The organism is Zavarzinia sp. (assembly GCF_041650655.1).
GTDB lineage: Bacteria > Pseudomonadota > Alphaproteobacteria > Zavarziniales > Zavarziniaceae > Zavarzinia.
Genome location: NZ_JBAZKR010000009.1, coordinates 1 through 17198, shown reverse-complemented (window position 1 = coordinate 17198; position 17198 = coordinate 1). Strand labels below are relative to the sequence as shown.

The following is a 17198-nucleotide window of genomic DNA, read 5'->3' as shown; positions in this document are numbered from 1 at the left end:
AGCCGTGGACCGTCGCTGCCGGATGATTCTCTAACAAACTTGCGAATGACTTGCAATTGCGTTTGCGAAACTCCTAATCTGTCGCCGGACAGACGAAGGGAAAACGTGATGCAGGAGGACGGGGAGATTCGCGTCGCGGCGGTGGCCGGCCCGCCGCCCGAGCAGGAGCCGGCGCTGTCGGACCTGCGCTTCGCCGGCCAACTGGCGCTCTGGGCGCTGCGCCAGGGGCGCGGCCTGTTGGCCGGCGACGCGGCGACGCGCCGCCTGCTGGCGGAAGCCTTGGCGGTGGCTGAGGTGCCGCGGGCGCTGGATCCGCTCGAAACCTTCGTCAGGGTGGTCGCGGCCGGGGCCTGCCGGCCGGTCGAACTGCGCATGCCGGCGACGCGCCGCCTGGGCCGGGACGAGGCCCTGATCCTGCGCGCCCTGGCGGCCTGCCAGTCGGGCCAGGCGGACCTGGCGCAGGGGCTGCTCGAAGCCATGCTGGCGCCGGCCGCGGCACGGGCCGGCATGGCGGCCTTGAGCGCCGTCGGCCAGGCCTTCGCTCTGCAGGGCCTGCGCCTGGCCGATACAACATGCGGCCGGCTGCGCGCCCTGGAGCCGCTGTTCGGCCGGGGCCCGCTCACCGCGCCCGGCCTGGCGCGGCTGCATTAGGGGGCCGCGAGGCTCAGAAGCGCAGGCGGCCTTCCTGGATGTCGGCATAGATGGCCGGCGTCAGGGCCTTGATGCCGCCCAGGTCCGGGTGCCGGATATAGAGCGGATCGGGCACCTTGCCGGGGTCGAAACCGTCCTTCACCAGGTCGACCTTGCGATGCTTGAAGGTGCCGGTCACCTCCATCTCGCCGCGCAGGCGCAGGAAATAGGGCTGGGCGTAGGCCGGCAGGGCCTTGGCGATATGGGCGTCCAAGGCTTCGAGGTCGAGGTCGTCGCTGGCGACCATGCAGGCCATGCCGGCCCGGCCGTCGGTATTCGGCACCTTCACGCCATAGACGTTGACTTCCTGGAGGCCCGGGAAACCCGCCAGGCCCTCCGCCACTTCCGCGGTCGAGACATTCTCGCCCTTCCAGCGGAAGGTGTCGCCGATGCGGTCGACGAAGTAGAAGTAACCTTGATCATCGCGCCGCATCAGGTCGCCGGTGCGGAACCACATGTCGCCCTTGGTGAAGACGTCGCGCAGGATCTTCTTCTCGGTCTCGCTCTTGCCCTTGTAGCCCTCGAAGCGGCCGACCGCCTTCTTCGGGTCCTGGGGGATCAGGCCGATGGTCTCGCCCGGCTCGTCGGGCTTGCATTCGATGCAGAAGCCGTCCGGGCCGCGCACCGGCTGCTCGGTCTCGACGTCGAAGCGGATGATCTTGGTGTTGAACACACGGTCCAGATAGAAGGGGATGCGGCCGATCGCGCCGACCTTGCCGTCGGCGTTGATGAGCGCCACGTTGCCTTCGGTCGCGGCATAGAATTCGATGACGCGCGGAATGGCGAAGCGCTCCTGGAAGGCCGGCCAGACCTCGGGCCGCAGCCCGTTGCCGCAGACGACGCGGAGATGGTGGGCCTTCTCCTTCTTGTGCGGCGGCGTGTTCAGCAGGTAGCGGCACAGCTCGCCGATATACTGGAAGCAGGTCGCCTTGTAGCGCACCACGTCGTCCCAGAACTGGCTGGCCGAGAAGCGCTTGCGCAGGATCACCGTGCCGCCGACCGTGAGCATCGAGCCGACCGCGATGATGCAGCCGGCCGAATGATAGAGCGGCAGCACGCAATACATGCGGTCGTGGCGGGTCGCGTCCATCGCCGCGCCGAAGGCGTTGGCGGCCTGGAGATAGCGGTAATGGCTGATATGGGCGGCCTTGGGATTGCCCGTGGTGCCCGACGTGTAGATGTAGAAGAGATTGTCACGCGCCGTCAGTCGCGGGCGCTTGGCGCGGGGCAGTTCGGTTTCCGGGAAGGCGGCGATCTCGGCGTCGAAATCCTTGGCCCCGGCGATCGGGCCGGCCGCGGCATAGACCGGCGGCAGGGTTTCCAGGAGGCCGCGGACGGAGTCGTAATTCTCGGCGAACTCGCCGTCGATGATGGCGAATTTGCAGCCGGCGACCATCAGGCTGTGGGTGAGCGGCCCGCCGGTCAGATTGGTGTTGATCAGGGCGATGGTCGCCCCCGCCTTGGCGAGGCCGAGCCAGGTGATGATGAATTCCGGCCGGTTGGCCATCATCAGGGCGACCACGTCGCCCTTCTCGACCCCGACCGACTGTGCCCAATGGGCGATCTGATTGGCCCGGGCATCGAGTTCGAGCCAGCTCGTCTCCTTGCCCTCGAAAATGATCGCGGGATGCTTGCGGGCGCGGCGGGCCTGCTGTTCGACCATCTGGACGACCGTATAGGGCCCGTCGAGGCGGATCGCCGCGATGCGGCGCAGTGCCTCGATCATGCTGCGCAGATAACGGACCTCGGTACTGGCGCGCTCGACCACGCCGGTCGGATCGAGCTTGGCGGCACTATCCAGAAATTGATCGAACATGGCGTCTCCTCATCGCCGAGTGCCGCCTTCCTACCCCGTTCCTGGCGTGGGGTCCAGCAGCCTCTTGACATTTTGTCAGTAGTGCGCGGACGCCCCGGCAGGGGCGCCACGGCGACGCAAAGCAACGGGAAACGGGGGCGTTCAGGCGGTGCGCGCGACCGGCACCGACTCGACGTAGAAATGGCGGACGGAGGGTTCGGCCGCCTTCACCGCGGCACCGAGGTCGCGGATCGCCGCTTCGACGTCGTCGGCCGAGAGGCGCGAGGCGAAGTCGAGAGTGACCAGGACGATGACGTCGTTGGGGCCGAAGTGCACGCTCAGGATCTCGCCCACGGCATCGATCCGGTCGTCCGCCGCCACCTTGGCCCGGATCGCCGCGACCACCTGGGGATCGGCGCCCTCACCGATCAGCAGGCCCTTGCATTCGACCGCCAGGATGAGCGCCGTACCGAGCAGCAGGAAGCCGATGACGATCGCGGCGATACCGTCGAACACCGGCATCTGCAGGACCTGGCCGAGCAGGATGCCGACGAGTGCCACCACGAGGCCGGCCATGGCCGCCGAATCCTCCAGCAGCACGGTGACCAGGCTCGGGTCCTTGGTGTCGCGGATCGCCCGCATGATCGACTTGCGGCCCCGGCCCTTGTTGAATTCCTTCAGTGCCACGGTGAAGGAGAAGGCTTCGAAGACGATGGCGGCGCCGAGCACCAGATAGTTGACCAGCGGATCGTGCAGTTCGGCCGGCGGATGCAGCACCGCCTCGATCCCCTCGTAGAGCGAGAGCCCGCCGCCCAGGGCGAAGATCAGGATCGAGACCAGGAAGGACCAGAAATAGAGTTCCTTGCCATAGCCGAAGGGATGGCGGTCGTCCGACGGCCGGGCCGCACGGCCGAGGCCGTAGAGCAGGAGGAACTGGTTGCCGACGTCGACCAGGGAATGGATGCCTTCGGACAGCATGGCGGAGGAGCCGGTCCACAGCGCCGCGCCGAATTTGGTCACCGCGATCCCCGCATTGCCCAGCGCCGCAGCGACGATCGCCTTCTTGGAAGAACCCGACATGCCTGAACCCGCCCCTGTTGCAGCCTATCGGCACTCTAGGAGGTCCGCAGGCGCTTGTGCAGGGGCAGCATGAAAAAAAGGGGGGCGTCGCCGCCCCCCCGATTCCGCCCCCAGGCTTTCGCCGCAGGCGCGATGGCCGGGGCGGCCGGAGCCGCCCCGTCGCATCAGTTGTAGGCGCGCTCGCCGTGTTCGGCGAGGTCCAGGCCCTCGCGCTCGGCATCCGCCGGGACACGCAGGCCGATCACCAGATCGACGATCTTGTAGAGGATGAAGGAGCCGATACCCGACCAGGCGAGCGTCAGCAGCACACCCTTCGCCTGATTGATCACCTGGGTCGCCGTGCCCGGATAGCCGGCCGCGAAGTCGGCGGTCGAATAATCGACGATGCCGGCGCCGCCGAGGGCGGGGTTCACCAGGATGCCGGTCGCGAGCGCGCCGACGATGCCGCCGACGCAGTGCACGCCGAAGACGTCCAGGCTGTCGTCATAGCCGAGCGCGTTCTTCACCGTGGTGACGAAGAAGAAGCAGATCACGGCGACCACGAGGCCGAGGATGATCGAGCCCATCGGGCCGGCGAAACCGGCCGCCGGGGTGACCGCGACCAGACCGGCGATGACGCCCGAGGCGGTGCCGAGCAGGCTGGGCTTGCCCTTCACGATCCATTCGACCATCAGCCAGCCGAAGCCGGCCGCCGCGGTGGCGACGAAGGTGTTCATGGCCGCCAGCGAGGCATAGGAGTTGGACTCGAGGTTGGAACCGGCGTTGAAACCGAACCAGCCGACCCACAGCAGCGAGGCGCCGACCATGGTCAGGGTCAGCGAATGGGGAGCCATCGCTTCCTTGCCGTAGCCGATACGCTTGCCGAGCACGAGGCAGCCCACCAGACCGGCGATACCGGCGTTGATGTGCACCACGGTGCCACCCGCGAAATCGATCGCACCCCAGGTGAAGATCTGGCCGGCCGGGGCCGAATAGGCACTCGGACCACCCCAGAACCACACCATGTGGGCCATCGGGAAGTAGATGAAGGTCACCCACAGGGCGACGAAGACCATCAGGGCCGAGAACTTGATGCGTTCGGCGAAGGCGCCGACGATCAGGGCCGGGGTGATGCAGGCGAAGGTCATCTGGAACATCACGAAGCTGAGTTCCGGCACCGCGACGCCCTTGGTGAAGGTCTCGGACAGCGTCGTCGTGTCGACGCCGGCGAGGAAGGCCTTCGACAGGCCGCCGACGAAGAGGTTCATCGAACCGCCGTCGGTGAAGGCCATGCTGTAGCCGTAGAGGCACCAGATGATCGCGACCATGCAGACGATGGCCAGGCACTGGGTCAGGACCGACAGCATGTTCTTGGCGCGGGTAAGGCCACCGTAGAACAGCGCCAGGCCCGGCACCGACATCATCAGAACCAGGACGGAAGAGAGCAGCAGCCAGGCATTGTCACCCTTGTCCACGGTCATGGCGGGCGCCGCGGCGGCAGCATCGGCGACCGGAGCCGCGGCAGTGGCCGCATCGGCCGCGGGCGCCGCCGCATCCTGCGCGAAGGCCGCGAGTTCAGGCACCGCCAGCGCAGCACCCGCCACCCCGACCAGGAGCGGAAGTTTCCAGTTGAGCTTCATGGGAAGGACCCTCTCGTCGGAACTCAGAGCGAATCCGGGCCGGTTTCCCCGGTGCGGATACGGATGGACTGCTGCAGGTCGACGACGAAGATCTTGCCGTCGCCGATCTTGCCCGTGTGGGCGGCCTTCTGAATGGCTTCCACGACCTGCTCGACGATCTCGTCGGCGACCGCGGCCTCGATCTTCACCTTGGGCAGGAAGCTCACGGTGTACTCCGCACCGCGGTAAATTTCGGTGTGGCCCTTTTGGCGCCCGAAACCCTTCACTTCGCTAACCGTGAGCCCAGGCACGCCAACAGCGGCCAGAGCTTCGCGCACGTCATCCAGCTTGAACGGTTTGATGACGGCCATCACGAGTTTCATGGTGTTCCCCTCACGATTGACCTCAGGTCGCGCCGGCCCCGACCACGCCAAGAAGGCGGAGGCCGGACACGCCACCCGAGCCCCCCTGACTCAAGAACCATGCCAAGAGGTACGGGGGGCGGGTTGCCGCCTTCCAAATCGGCCCGGCGCCCTGGAATGATCGCCGCAATTCGGACAAATTGCTGCACAAAAGACCAGCAATGCACAAAAAACACGCAACATACGTTTGGGCCGATCCCCCAACCTCAGGCCAAACTCCAGTGGCGCCGCGGCCCGTGGCCGATTAGCTTCCGGCCATGTCCACAGACCGCAAATTCCCCGGACGGGATCGCCCCGAGGGCGGCAACCGCCCCGCCCCCCACACGGCCCGGCGCCCGTTCCGCCACCCGCGCCCGAAGCCCGAGGCCGAGATCGCGGCCGCCGCGCTCGACGCGCTGATCGCCGTCGATTCCGGCCGCGCCGCCGACCGCGTGCTGAAATCCGCCTTCGACCGGCGCAAGTGGCAGCCGCCCCAGCGCGCCCGGATCGCCCGCCTGGTGTTGGGAGTCGCGCGCAACCGCGGCCAGCTCGACTGGTGGCTCGATCACGTCGGCTGCCGGGCGCAGTCCCTGTCGCGCCTGGTCGCCGCCCTCACCCTGCTCGAAGGCGCCGACAAGTCGACGGTGCGCAAGCACCTGCCCGATTTGCCGGCACCCGAGACCAAGGCGATGGAACAATTGATCGGCCGGAGCCTGAGCCACCCGGACCAGCCGGCCGCGGTCCAGGCCAATCTGCCCGGCTGGCTGATGCCCCATTTCGAGCGCCGCTTCGCCGCCCGCCTGGTGCCCGAGGCGGCGGCACTGTGCGGCGAGGCCGGCCTCGACCTCCGCGCCAACAGCCTGAAGACGACGCGGGAGGGTGCCATCGCGGCGCTGGCCGAAGACGGCATCATCGCCCAGCCGACGCCGCTCTCCCCCGTCGGCCTCAGGGTCGAGGGGCGGCCGCCGATCGCGCGGACAAGGGCCTGGCGCGAAGGCTTGGTCGAAGTGCAGGACGAAGCCTCGCAGCTCGCCGCCCTGCTGCTCGGCGCCCGGGCGGGCGAGCGGGTGCTCGATCTTTGTGCGGGCGCCGGCGGCAAGACCCTGGCGATCGCCGCCGCGATGGAGAACAAGGGCCGCCTGATCGCCACCGATGCCGACGAGCGCAGGCTCGAGGAAGCGGTCACCCGCCTGCGCCGGAACGACGTCCATAATGTGACGCGGCGCGCCGTCGGCGCCGAGGGCGATGCCTGGCTGTCGCGCCACAAGGGCGGCTTCGACCGCGTACTGGTCGACGCGCCCTGCACCGGCACCGGCACCTTCCGCCGCAACCCGGACGCCAAATGGCGCTCCAGCCCGGAGGAACTGACCCATCTGACGGCGCTCCAAGGGAAACTGCTGGCCCGTGCCGCGGCCCTGGTGAAGCCGGGCGGCCGCCTCGTCTACGCCACCTGTTCGGTCCTGGCCGAGGAGGACGAGGATCAGATCGACGCCTTCCTGGCCGCCCATCCCGAGTTCCGCCCGGTGCCCCTGGCCGAGGCATGGGCCGCGGTCGGCTCGCCCCGGCCGGCGCCGGTCGCCGGTCCCTATCTGCTGCTGAGCCCGGCCCGGCATTCGACCGACGGCTTCTTCGCCGCCGTGCTGGAACGCCAAGCCGCCGCATCATGAACTATCGCCACGCGTTCCACGCCGGCAATGCAGGCGACGTCCTGAAGCATCTGGTGCTGGCCGCCGTGCTGGAACGCCTGAAGGCCAAGCCGGCGCCGATCACCGTGCTCGACAGCCATGCCGGCGCCGGCCTCTACGAACTCGACGAGGCGGGCGGCGAATGGCAGCAGGGCATCGGCCGGCTGGCCCGCCACCCGGCCCCGACCTGGCCGGCGGTGGCCGGCCCCTATGCCGCCGTATTGGGTGACGACTGGAGGCTCTATCCGGGCTCGCCCCTGGTGGCGCTGCGTTGCCTCCGCGAGCAGGACCGCCTGATCGCCTGCGAGACCGAAGCCGAGGTGGCGGACGACCTGGCCGCGGCGATCGGCCGCGACCCCCGCGCCGCGGTGCACCGGCGCGACGGTTGGAGCGCCTTGCGCGCCTTCCTGCCGGTCAAGGCCGGACGTGCGGTCGTACTGATCGACCCGCCCTTCGAGGCGGCGGGGGAATTCGACCTCCTGGCCCGCCATCTGGTCGAGGCGGCCAAGCGGGCCTCGACCGCGATCGTGATCGGCTGGTATCCGGTCAAGGGCCGGGCCGCCGCCGACCGCCTGCACCAGGCGCTGCGCGGGGCCGGCGTGGCCAAGACCCTGGCGGTCGAATTGCTGACCCAGCCGGACCATGATGCTACGCGTTTCGCGGGCTCGGGCCTGATCGTGATCCGCCCGCCCTGGCAGCTCGACGAGGCGCTGGCGGCGGACCTGCCCGGCCTGCTCGCCCTCATGGGTTACGCCGGCACGGGTTCGACCCGGATCGAATGGCTGACCGGCGAAATGCAGGCGGAAGACTGAAGGCCGGCGCCGCCTCGCCGAAACGTCCTGTCGGGCGGCCGGTACGACGGCCTTCGGGGCGTCAGTCCTTGGTTTCTTCCGGTTCGGCCTTCTTGGCGATACCGTCGAGCTGGCGCTGCATGGCCTCGATCTGGGCACGCAACGCGGCGATCTCGCCCTCGCCCGAGGTGCCCGGGGGAGATGCCGGAAGTTCCTCTATCGCGCCGCCCTCGCCGGTCGCGGCGCGCAGGGCGGCGAAGGGCGAGAAGGCGCGGATCGCGCGCTCGAACAGCTGGAAATTCTGCCGTGCCAGTTCCTCGAAGGTGCGCAGCGGATTCTTGCCCGAGAACGCCTCGGTGATCACGCTCTTCACTTGTTCCTGGTTCTTGGCGAAACTCTCCATCGAGAGTTCGAGATAGTTGGGCAGCACGCCCTGGAGCTGGTCGCCGTAGAAGCGGATGAGCTGGCGCAGGAAGCGGATGGGCAACAGGTTCTGCCCCTTGCCTTCCTCTTCGAAAATGATCTGGGTGAGCACCGAGCGGGTGATGTCGTCCCCCGTCTTGGCGTCGTAGACGACGAAGTCCTCACCGTTCTTCACCATCTGGCAGAGGTGGTCGAGGGTGACGTAGCTCGAGGTCGCCGTATTATAGAGCCGCCGATTGGCGTACTTCTTGATGGTGACGGGAGCCTCGCCGGTCGGTTTTTTTGCCACAGCCGTGCCATTCTTTTCGAGGGACGTTGCCGCATTCTCGCTTGTTGCGGTGCCGAGATGCAAGCCCTCGCTGCGCAGCATGGCGCGTTGCAGACCCACGACTAATTTCTCGTTTACCGCGGTGGAGCGGTCATGCAATGTGGCGCCGCGACGGCCTGACGCCGCCGTCAGACCAGATTTCCAAAGGCGCCGTAGGCTCGCGGTGCCCAAGCATTCCGGGAGTGAACCATGACCGACGTCGTCATCGTCGCCGCCGCCCGCACTCCGGTCGGCTCCTTCAACGGCTCCTTCGCCGATGTTCCTGCCCATGTCCTCGGCCAGACCGTGATCACCGAACTCCTGAAGCGCAGCGGCGTCGCGGCGTCGGATGTCTCGGAAGTGATCCTGGGTCAGATCCTGTCCGCCGGCCAGGGCCAGAACCCGGCCCGCCAGGCCGCGGTCAACGCCGGCCTGCCGGTCGAAGTGCCGGCCTGGGGCATCAACCAGCTCTGTGGTTCGGGCCTGCGCGCCGTGGCGCTGGGCTTCCAGGCGGTGAAGAACGGTGATTCGGCGGTCGTCATCGCCGGCGGCCAGGAGAGCATGAGCCAGGCTCAGCACGCCGCCCACCTGCGCACCGGCACCAAGATGGGCGACATGAAGCTCGTCGACACCATGCTGAAGGACGGCCTGACCGACGCCTTCTACGGCTATCACATGGGTGTCACGGCCGAGAACGTGGCGCGCCAGTGGCAGCTCACCCGCGAGGAGCAGGACGCCTTCGCCCTCGCCTCGCAGAACAAGGCCGAGGCCGCCCAGGTGGCCGGCAAGTTCAAGGACGAGATCGTCCCCGTTACCATCAAGACCCGCAAGGGTGACATCGTCGTCACTGAGGACGAATACATCCGCAAGGGCGCCACGATCGAGATGATGGCCAAGCTGAAGCCCGCCTTCGACAAGGAAGGCACGGTGACCGCCGGCAACGCCTCGGGCATCAACGACGGCGCCGCCGCGGTCGTCCTGATGAGCGCCGAAGAAGCCAAGAAGCGCGGCCTGAAGCCGCTCGCCAAGATCGTCTCCTGGGGTCAGGCCGGCGTCGACCCGAAGATCATGGGCACGGGCCCGATCCCGGCTTCGCGCGCCGCGCTGAAGGCGGCCGGCTGGACCGTCGCCGACCTCGACCTGATCGAGGCCAACGAAGCCTTCGCCGCCCAGGCGCTGGCCGTGAACAAGGACCTCGGCTGGGATACCTCGAAGGTCAACGTGAACGGCGGCGCCATCGCCCTCGGCCATCCGATCGGCGCTTCGGGCGCCCGCGTCCTGGTCACCCTGCTGCACGAGATGCAGAAGCGCGACGCCAAGAAGGGCCTGGCCACGCTCTGCATCGGCGGCGGCATGGGCATCGCGCTGACGGTCGAGCGCGAATAATCGTCTCTGTCTTGCGTTCCGGCCGGGGGCGGGCCCCGGCCGGCACCTTTCGTCTAATCTAGGGCATTGGAGGAAAACATGGCTCGGGTTGCGGTCGTTACCGGCGGCACGCGCGGTATCGGTTGCGCGATTTCGGTCGCGCTCAAGGACGCTGGCTACAAGGTCGCGGCGAATTACGCCGGCAACGACGAAGCGGCCGCCAAGTTCAAGGAAGAGACCGGCATCGACGTCTACAAGTGGAACGTTGCCAGTTTCGCGGAATGCAAGGAAGGCCTGGCCGCGATCGAAGCCGAACTCGGCCCGATCGACGTCGTCGTGAACAACGCCGGCATCACCCGTGACGCCGTGCTGCACAAGATGAGCCCGGAGCAGTGGAACGCGGTGATCGACACCGACCTGACCTCGCTCTTCAACATGTGCCGCAACGTGATCGAAGGCATGCGCGAACGCGGCTTCGGCCGCATCGTCAACATCTCGTCGATCAACGGCCAGAAGGGCCAGATGGGCCAGACCAACTATTCGGCCGCCAAGGCGGGCCTGATCGGCTTCTCCAAGGCCCTGGCCCAGGAAGGCGCCTCGAAGGGCATCACCGTCAACGTGGTGGCGCCGGGCTATATCAACACCGAGATGGTCGCCGCCGTGCCGGAACCCGTGCTGGCCAAGATCATCGGCCAGATCCCGGTGGGTCGCCTCGGCAAGGCGGAAGAGATCGCCCGCGCGGTCACCTTCCTCGCTTCGGACGACGCCGGCTTCATCACCGGCGCCACGATGACCGTCAACGGCGGCCAGTATTACGCCTGATCCCACATGACGCATGAGACGACGCGCGGCCCGAAAGGCCGCGCGACGCTTTTCGGGGCCGGCGCCATCGCACTCTGGTCCGTGCTCGCCGTGCTCACCGCCTCGGCCGGCGAACTGCCGCCCTTCGAGATGACCGCGATCACCTTCGGGATCGGCGGCCTGCTGCTCGCGGTCGCCAACGCGCTCCGGGGTGAAGGTTTCGCACCCTATCGCCAGCCCTGGCCGGTCTGGGCGGTCGGGATCGGCGGGCTGTTCGGCTATCACGCACTCTATTTCACGGCGCTGACCTCCGCCCCGCCGGCCGAGGCGAGCCTGGTCTGCTACCTCTGGCCGCTGCTGATCGTGCTCGGTTCCGCCCTGCTGCCGGGCGAGCGGCTGCGCCCGAACCATGTGATCGGCGCCCTGCTCGGCCTCGGCGGCGTCGCCTTCCTGCTCGGGCCCAAGGCGCAATTCTCGTTCGATGCCATGGGCGGCTATCTCGCGGCGCTGGCCGCGGCCGTCACCTGGGCGGCCTATTCGCTCGCCTCGCGCCGCTTCGCCGGCGTGCCCAGCGCCATCGTCGCCGGCTACGCCCTGGGCACCGCCGTGCTCGCGGCGATCGCCCATTTCCTGTTCGAGAGCTGGGTGCCGCCCGCCGGCTTCGGTGCCTGGGCGGCGCTGGCCGGCCTCGGCCTCGGGCCGGTCGGGGCCGCCTTCCTGGTCTGGGACATCGGCATGAAGCGGGGCGACCCGCGCCTGCTCGGCGCACTCGCCTATGCCGCCCCTCTGGTCTCGACCCTGATCCTGGTCGCCACGGGCAAGGCGGCGGCCAGCCTCGGCCTCGGCGTCGCCTGCGTGGCGATCACCGCGGGCGCCGTGCTGGCCGGCCGCAAGGCGCCGGCCTGAGCGGCCTCAGTCCTTGTTCTCCATCATATAGGCGAGTTCGACCACCTTCCGCATGATGACGTCGCGGACAGGTGCGGTGGCTGCCACCTCGGCCCAGGCATGGGCGAAGCAGAGCAGCCAGCCGTCGCGCTCCTCCTTGCCGATCGAGAAGGGCAAGTGGCGGGCGCGCAGCATGGGATGGCCGTATTTCTCGGTATAGAGGGGCGGGCCGCCCAGCCAGAAGCTCAGGTAATCGAACAGTTTCGCGGCACTGCCGGAGAGATCGGCCGGATGTACGTCGCGGCACGCCTTGGCCTGGGGCAGCGTATCCATCAATTCGTAGAAGCGGTCGACCAGGCGGCGCACCCCGGCTTCTCCGCCGATCTGTTCATAGGGCGTGCTGGTGACCGTTGCCTGTTCCATCTCGATCTCTCCCGGTTTCGGGTCCCTATAGCAGATGGCGGGGGCGCCGCCCCTGCTCCATTCGTCGCAGCGGATCAGGCGAAACTGTCGATCACCAGCCAGATGTTGGCGGCGCTGATCGCCCCGAAAAGCAGCCAGGCGACCAGCGCCACCGGCTTCGCCGTGACGAAACCGCCCATCAGCCGGCGGTCGCCGGTCACCCGGATCAGCGGATAGATGGCGAAGGGCAATTGCAGCGACAGCACCACCTGGGTCAGCACCAGGAGCTTGCCGACCGCGCCCTCGCCCAGCCACAGGATGCCGATCAGGGCCGGCACGATCGCTGCCACCCGGGTGATCACCCGGCGCTGCCAACAGGGAATACGCAGCTTCATGAAACCTTCGAGCACGATCTGCCCGGCGATCGTGCCGGTGAAGGTCGAGCTCTGCCCCGAGGCGAAGAGGGCGACGGCGAAGAGCACGCCGGCCGCCGCCGCCCCGGTCAGGGGTTCGAGCAGACGGTGGGCGTCGGCGATGTCGGCGACGGCCGTATTGCCCGCGGCATGGAAGGTCGCCGCCGCCAGCATCAGGATGGCACCATTGACCAGGGCCGCGAGCAGGAGCGAGCCGATGGTGTCGAGCCGGGCGAAGGCCACCGCCGAACGGATCGCCGCCGGTCCGGTGCCGATCCGCCGGGTCTGCACGATCGAGGAATGGAGATAGAGATTATGGGGCATCACCGTCGCCCCCAGGATGCCGATCGCGGCATAGAGGGCGCCCGGCTGGCCGAGCCGGGCGACATCGGGCACCAAGCCCGCCGCCGCCGCGGCGCCGTCCGGTCGGGCCAGCACGAGTTCGATCAGGAAGCAGGCCCCGATGGTGGCGACCAGACCGAGCACGATCGCCTCGACCTCGCGGAAGCCCTGGCCCTTGAGGCCCAGCACGAGGAGCATGTCGAGGGCGGTGAGCACGACGCCCCAGGCCAGCGGCAGGCCGAAGAGGAGATTGATCGCCAGCGCCGCCCCCAGGACTTCGGCGACGTCGGTGGCGACGATCGCCGCTTCCGCCATCAGCCAGAGGAAGATCCGCGCGGTCTTGCCATAGCGCGCGCGGCAGGCCTGGGCGAGGTCGACGCCGGCGACGATGCCGAGGCGCATGGCCAGTGTCTGCAACAGCATGGCGGCCAGGCTGGAGAGCGCCACGACGAACAGGAGGTCGTAGCCATAGGCCGAGCCCGCCTCGAGATCGGTCGCCCAATTGCCCGGGTCCATATAGCCCACCGCGACCAGGAGGCCGGGGCCCGCGAAGGTCGCCAGCCGCCGCCCGAGCGAGGCATTGGGCGGGATGACGACGGTTCCCCGCACTTCACCGGGGCAGAAGGGGGCGGTCGCCACGCGGGGCAGGTGGAGGGTTCGGGCAAGGCGGTCCAGCAGCATTCCCGATATATGGCAGGCGCCACCGGGCTTGCCCAGCCCGAGGCACCCGGCAAAATCTGCCCGGCAAATTCGGCCGGGTCGGCAATTTTTGCCGACCTCCCTGGGCAAAATCTACCCGGCAGGAGTCAAAACATCCGCCCAAAATGGCGGTAATCTGCGGATATCACCAATCCGGTTTGATTGGCACGTTCGGTGCATTGCATTGAGCGGAGCCCAGAAGGGCTTCGACATCGGGACCAGAAGGACCATAGAACATGTCTGACATTCGCCTGACCGCGACCTCGCGCACCAATCTCCTCTCGCTGAACGAAACGACCAGCCTGGCCAACCGGACGCAGAACCGTCTGTCGACCGGCCTCAAGGTCTCGAGCGCGATCGACGACGCGACCGCCTATTTCGCCTCCAAGTCGCTCTCCGACCGCGCTGCCGACCTGACTTCGCGCAAGGACGATATCGACCAGGGCATTTCCTCGCTGAAGGCCGCCTCGAACGCGACCGACTCGGCGGAAAAGATCCTGAAGCAGATCAAGGGCGTCGCGATTTCGGTGAAGACCGCGGACGACACCACCAAGGCCGACCTGACCAAGCAGTTCACCGACCTCCTGAGCCAGCTGAACTCGCTCGTCAACGACGCCTCCTACCAGGGCACCAACCTGGTGAACAGCACCGCTGCCACGCTGACCGTCCAGTTCTCTGAAAAGACCACTGCCTCGCTCACCGTGACCGGCCGTGACCTGCGCGCCGGTGCCCTGCTCACCGCGGCCAACGGCGGCACCGTCGGCGGCGCCAATGCCTCGGCCGTGTTCAGCCTGCTGATCGCCGCCGCCGGCACCACGGGCAAGAGCTTCACCAACATCAAGGCCTCGAACCTGGTCAAGGTCATCGACAAGCTGACCGGCTTCCTCGACGGTGCGGTCTCGACGGTGCGTGCCGCAGCCTCGAACCTCGGCACGAACATCACTCTGCTGCAGACCCGCTCGGACTTCACTGCGGCCTACGCCGAGTCCCTGTCGGCCGGTTCGGACAAGCTGACCCTCGCCGACCTCAACACCGAAGGCGCCAACCTGGTCGCCCTGCAGACCCGCCAGCAGCTCGCCCTGAAGGCGCTGAGCTTCGCCGGCCAGAGCCAGCAGGCGATCCTGTCGCTGCTCCAGTAAGCAGCGGCTTCACGGCACTCCGGGAGGGGGCGGCTTCGGCCGCCCCTTCTTTTTTTCGTTTTACCGGGAATTAAGGAAGACGGGCACACTCTCTCGCTGTCGAACAGCCCGGAGTATGCCGCGTGCCCCTCAAGCTCACCCTGGCGCCCGAAGAGAAGATCATCGTCAACGGCGCGGTGCTCACCAATGCCGGCAGCCCCGCCACGCTCACGGTGCTGAACCAGGCTCAGATCCTGCGCGGCAAGGACATCCTGACCGAACAGGATGCGACCTCGCCGGCGACCCGCGTCTATTACGTCGTCCAGTGCGCCTATCTCTTCGCCGACCACGCCGCCGACTATCTGAAGGCTGCGGCGAGTTTCCTCGACGACTATGCGACCGCGGCGCCGAGCGGCGCCCCCATCGTCTCCAAGATCAAACAGCAATTGGCCGACGGCACCGTCTATCAGGCGCTGCGCAGCGCGAAGAAGCTGCTGGCCCACGAGAAGGAGGTTCTCGCACATGTATCCCACGCAGCGCCGACCCGCCTATAGCAAGGCCCCGCCGGAAGGCGACCCCCGCCGCACCGAGGGCTGGGCCCTGACCGAGGCGGCGCGGCGCTTGTCCGAGGCACAGCGCAACCCCGAGAATGCCGACGCCTTCATGGACGCCGTGCGCCGCAACTGGCGCCTGTGGACCATTTTCCAGGCCGGTGTCGCCTCGCCCGACTCGCCGATGCCGCCGGACCTGAAGGCCAATGTGCTGTCGCTGTCCAATTTCATCGACCGCCACACGGTCGGCATCCTGGCCGACCCGACGCCGCAGAAGCTGGACATCCTGATCCGCATCAACCGCGAGATCGCGGCCGGCCTGCTGGCGACGCCCGCCGACGCGGCGCCGACGCCGGCCACCCCGGTCTCGACCCCGCCGGCGCCGAGCGGCGGCATCAACCAGTCGGTGTGACGCCGTGACGAGTCTCACGCCGCTGGCCGCCGTTCCGGCCCGGGGGATCGGCGCCGACCTGTCGATCGCCCCCTTCGTCGCCGACGTCGTGCCCCTGGTCGATTCGGGCGACCTCGAGGCGGCGATCGAGAGGATCGAGCAACGCCTGGCCGGCCGGCCGGAAGACGCTGCCGCCCTGCTCGCCATGGCCTATGTCGCCTTCCGTGCCGATCAGGTCGTGGTGGCGCTCGACGCCCTCGCCCGCGCGCTCGACAGCGCGCCGGGCAGTGCCGCCATCGCCGATTCCCTGGCCGCCTTTTACGCCCTCGCGGGCGAAGTAGCGGAAGCCACCTATTACGCCAAGCTGGCGCAGGCCAACGGCCTCGGTGACGGCAAGGCGGTGGCCCGGCCGGCCGGCTGGCCCGCCTTCGCCGACGCCTTCCTGGCGATACGCGATCGCCCCTTCATGGCGCGCGGCATCGAAGCCCTGAACCAGGGCAAGATCGAGATCGCGCTCCGCCTGCTCGAAACCCAGGCCGCCTTCAGCCCGAACGACGGCGAGACCCAGCGCGCCCTGGGCGACGCCCTGGCCGCGGCCGGACGGCCCCGCGCCGCCGCCGACGTGCTCGCCCGCTTCGCGGCCAATGGCACGGCGGATGCCTTCGACCTCGCGCGGCTCGCCCGCTATCTCGCGCTGGCCGGCGAATTCGCCCCCCTCGAAGGCATCCTCGAAGAAGCCCGTGCAGCCGCGGCCGCAGAGCCCGAGGCGGCACCGGAAGTTGCCTGCGCCCTGCTCGCCGCCGCCGTGCTGGCGCCCGGCGACCCGGGCCGGCCGGCGCGTGCGGCGGAGACCGCGGCCGCGCTGCTGGAGTCGGCACCCGTCCTGGTGGCGCCGGGATCGGACCTGCCGGAGCGGCCACGCATCGGTGTGCTGGCGACCAGTCTCGGCCAGGACGGCGACGCCGAGACCATATCGGTCCTGGCGCGCGGCCTGCGCGAGATCGGCGCCGGCGGCATCGTCCTGTTCGGTGCCGGCCCGATCGAGGCCGAGCACAACGCCCTGCTCCAGGGCATGGTCGAGCGCTATGTCGACGCCGGGGCGACCGACGGCGCCACCCTGGCCTATATGGTGGCCGGCGAAGGCGTGGACCTTCTGCTGGATGCCGGCGGCCTGGCCGCGCCGATCCATGCCGTCGCCATGGCGCATCACCCGGCCGGCCGCTGCCTGGCCTGGCTGAGCGCCCCCTGCGACCTGCCCTGGACCGACGGCCGGGTGGCCGGAACGCCCGCCCGGCTGGACCGGATCGAACGGCCGGCGCGACCGGAAGGCCCGCCGACGATCGGCGCCGATATCACCCCCGGCCAGCTCCACGACGATTTCCTGGCCGCCCTGGCCGCCATCCTGACGCGCGTGCCCGATGCCCGCCTGGCCCTGCACGACCGCGAGTTCAGCCATCCCGA

The 17198-nt window shown here is 68.6% G+C and carries 17 protein-coding genes; 10 read left to right on the top strand and 7 right to left on the bottom strand.

Going from position 1 to position 17198, the window contains the following annotated elements; genetic code table 11:
• Positions 1 to 108: 108 nt before the first annotated feature.
• Entirely contained in the window at positions 109 to 651 is a 543-nt protein-coding gene (locus WC493_RS03270) for a hypothetical protein (protein ID WP_373062475.1), read from the top strand.
• 13 nt (positions 652 to 664) lie between these two features.
• Here WC493_RS03270 and WC493_RS03265 read toward each other — a convergent pair whose 3' ends face one another.
• From WC493_RS03265 to glnK, 4 genes are all read right to left on the bottom strand, one after another.
• Positions 665 to 2506: a long-chain-acyl-CoA synthetase gene (locus WC493_RS03265; protein ID WP_373062473.1), complete on the bottom strand. Its 1842-nt coding sequence runs from the start codon at positions 2504 to 2506 to the stop codon at positions 665 to 667.
• A 141-nt stretch (positions 2507 to 2647) separates the two neighbouring features.
• Positions 2648 to 3565 (bottom strand): cation diffusion facilitator family transporter, encoded by a 918-nt coding sequence (locus WC493_RS03260; protein ID WP_373062471.1) that lies wholly within the window; start codon positions 3563 to 3565, stop codon positions 2648 to 2650.
• A gap of 164 nt (positions 3566 to 3729) precedes the next feature.
• Entirely contained in the window at positions 3730 to 5184 is a 1455-nt protein-coding gene (locus WC493_RS03255; RefSeq protein WP_373062469.1) for an ammonium transporter, read from the bottom strand.
• 23 nt (positions 5185 to 5207) lie between these two features.
• Positions 5208 to 5546 (bottom strand): P-II family nitrogen regulator, encoded by a 339-nt coding sequence (gene glnK / locus WC493_RS03250; RefSeq protein ID WP_119780517.1) that lies wholly within the window; start codon positions 5544 to 5546, stop codon positions 5208 to 5210.
• A gap of 296 nt (positions 5547 to 5842) precedes the next feature.
• On the opposite strand from glnK, the gene WC493_RS03245 reads away from it, so the two are divergent.
• Positions 5843 to 7231: an RsmB/NOP family class I SAM-dependent RNA methyltransferase gene (locus WC493_RS03245; RefSeq protein ID WP_373062466.1), complete on the top strand. Its 1389-nt coding sequence runs from the start codon at positions 5843 to 5845 to the stop codon at positions 7229 to 7231.
• Entirely contained in the window at positions 7228 to 8061 is an 834-nt protein-coding gene (locus WC493_RS03240; protein ID WP_373062464.1) for a 23S rRNA (adenine(2030)-N(6))-methyltransferase RlmJ, read from the top strand. Before WC493_RS03245 ends, WC493_RS03240 begins: the two co-directional genes overlap by 4 nt.
• Before the next feature lie 61 nt (positions 8062 to 8122).
• Here WC493_RS03240 and phaR read toward each other — a convergent pair whose 3' ends face one another.
• Positions 8123 to 8851, bottom strand: a complete 729-nt coding sequence (gene phaR, locus WC493_RS03235) for a polyhydroxyalkanoate synthesis repressor PhaR (protein ID WP_373062462.1) — start codon at positions 8849 to 8851, stop codon at positions 8123 to 8125.
• Between the two features lie 129 nt (positions 8852 to 8980).
• On the opposite strand from phaR, the gene WC493_RS03230 reads away from it, so the two are divergent.
• From WC493_RS03230 to WC493_RS03220, 3 genes are all read left to right on the top strand, one after another.
• Positions 8981 to 10156, top strand: coding sequence for an acetyl-CoA C-acetyltransferase (locus tag WC493_RS03230; protein ID WP_373062460.1), 1176 nt, complete (start codon positions 8981 to 8983; stop codon positions 10154 to 10156).
• A 78-nt stretch (positions 10157 to 10234) separates the two neighbouring features.
• The gene (phbB, locus tag WC493_RS03225) at positions 10235 to 10957 is read left to right on the top strand and encodes an acetoacetyl-CoA reductase (RefSeq protein WP_373062458.1); all 723 of its coding nucleotides are present in this window, start codon (positions 10235 to 10237) and stop codon (positions 10955 to 10957) included.
• A 6-nt stretch (positions 10958 to 10963) separates the two neighbouring features.
• Positions 10964 to 11842 (top strand): DMT family transporter, encoded by an 879-nt coding sequence (locus WC493_RS03220; RefSeq protein ID WP_373062456.1) that lies wholly within the window; start codon positions 10964 to 10966, stop codon positions 11840 to 11842.
• 6 nt (positions 11843 to 11848) lie between these two features.
• Here WC493_RS03220 and WC493_RS03215 read toward each other — a convergent pair whose 3' ends face one another.
• On the bottom strand, positions 11849 to 12244 hold the full coding sequence (locus tag WC493_RS03215) for a group II truncated hemoglobin (protein WP_373062454.1): 396 nt from the start codon (positions 12242 to 12244) through the stop codon (positions 11849 to 11851).
• A gap of 74 nt (positions 12245 to 12318) precedes the next feature.
• Positions 12319 to 13659 carry an Nramp family divalent metal transporter gene (locus tag WC493_RS03210; RefSeq protein ID WP_373062452.1) on the bottom strand — a complete coding sequence of 447 codons (1341 nt, stop codon included), beginning with the start codon at positions 13657 to 13659 and terminating at the stop codon, positions 12319 to 12321.
• Between the two features lie 254 nt (positions 13660 to 13913).
• Here WC493_RS03210 and WC493_RS03205 point away from each other — a divergent pair, with 254 nt between their 5' ends.
• The 4 genes from WC493_RS03205 to WC493_RS03190 form a co-directional block, all read left to right on the top strand.
• Positions 13914 to 14816: a flagellin gene (locus tag WC493_RS03205; RefSeq protein WP_373062450.1), complete on the top strand. Its 903-nt coding sequence runs from the start codon at positions 13914 to 13916 to the stop codon at positions 14814 to 14816.
• A 122-nt stretch (positions 14817 to 14938) separates the two neighbouring features.
• The gene (locus WC493_RS03200; RefSeq protein ID WP_373062448.1) at positions 14939 to 15349 is read left to right on the top strand and encodes a flagellar biosynthesis repressor FlbT; all 411 of its coding nucleotides are present in this window, start codon (positions 14939 to 14941) and stop codon (positions 15347 to 15349) included.
• Positions 15318 to 15758 carry a flagellar biosynthesis regulator FlaF gene (gene flaF / locus WC493_RS03195; protein ID WP_373062446.1) on the top strand — a complete coding sequence of 147 codons (441 nt, stop codon included), beginning with the start codon at positions 15318 to 15320 and terminating at the stop codon, positions 15756 to 15758. Before WC493_RS03200 ends, flaF begins: the two co-directional genes overlap by 32 nt.
• A 4-nt stretch (positions 15759 to 15762) precedes the next feature.
• Positions 15763 to 17198, top strand: a 1436-nt coding sequence (locus WC493_RS03190; protein ID WP_373062444.1) for a hypothetical protein, incomplete at its 3' end; no start/stop codon positions are given.

Bases quoted from the DNA above. Each gene is read 5' to 3' on its own strand.
- WC493_RS03270 (WP_373062475.1), top strand. From the start codon at position 109: ATGCAGGAGGACGGGGAGATTCGCGTCGCGGCGGTGGCCGGCCCGCCG.
- WC493_RS03265 (WP_373062473.1), bottom strand. From the start codon at position 2,506: ATGTTCGATCAATTTCTGGATAGTGCCGCCAAGCTCGATCCGACCGGC.
- WC493_RS03260 (WP_373062471.1), bottom strand. From the start codon at position 3,565: ATGTCGGGTTCTTCCAAGAAGGCGATCGTCGCTGCGGCGCTGGGCAAT.
- WC493_RS03255 (WP_373062469.1), bottom strand. From the start codon at position 5,184: ATGAAGCTCAACTGGAAACTTCCGCTCCTGGTCGGGGTGGCGGGTGCT.
- glnK (WP_119780517.1), bottom strand. From the start codon at position 5,546: ATGAAACTCGTGATGGCCGTCATCAAACCGTTCAAGCTGGATGACGTG.
- WC493_RS03245 (WP_373062466.1), top strand. From the start codon at position 5,843: ATGTCCACAGACCGCAAATTCCCCGGACGGGATCGCCCCGAGGGCGGC.
- WC493_RS03240 (WP_373062464.1), top strand. From the start codon at position 7,228: ATGAACTATCGCCACGCGTTCCACGCCGGCAATGCAGGCGACGTCCTG.
- WC493_RS03230 (WP_373062460.1), top strand. From the start codon at position 8,981: ATGACCGACGTCGTCATCGTCGCCGCCGCCCGCACTCCGGTCGGCTCC.
- phbB (WP_373062458.1), top strand. From the start codon at position 10,235: ATGGCTCGGGTTGCGGTCGTTACCGGCGGCACGCGCGGTATCGGTTGC.
- WC493_RS03220 (WP_373062456.1), top strand. From the start codon at position 10,964: ATGACGCATGAGACGACGCGCGGCCCGAAAGGCCGCGCGACGCTTTTC.
- WC493_RS03215 (WP_373062454.1), bottom strand. From the start codon at position 12,244: ATGGAACAGGCAACGGTCACCAGCACGCCCTATGAACAGATCGGCGGA.
- WC493_RS03210 (WP_373062452.1), bottom strand. From the start codon at position 13,659: ATGCTGCTGGACCGCCTTGCCCGAACCCTCCACCTGCCCCGCGTGGCG.
- WC493_RS03205 (WP_373062450.1), top strand. From the start codon at position 13,914: ATGTCTGACATTCGCCTGACCGCGACCTCGCGCACCAATCTCCTCTCG.
- flaF (WP_373062446.1), top strand. From the start codon at position 15,318: ATGTATCCCACGCAGCGCCGACCCGCCTATAGCAAGGCCCCGCCGGAA.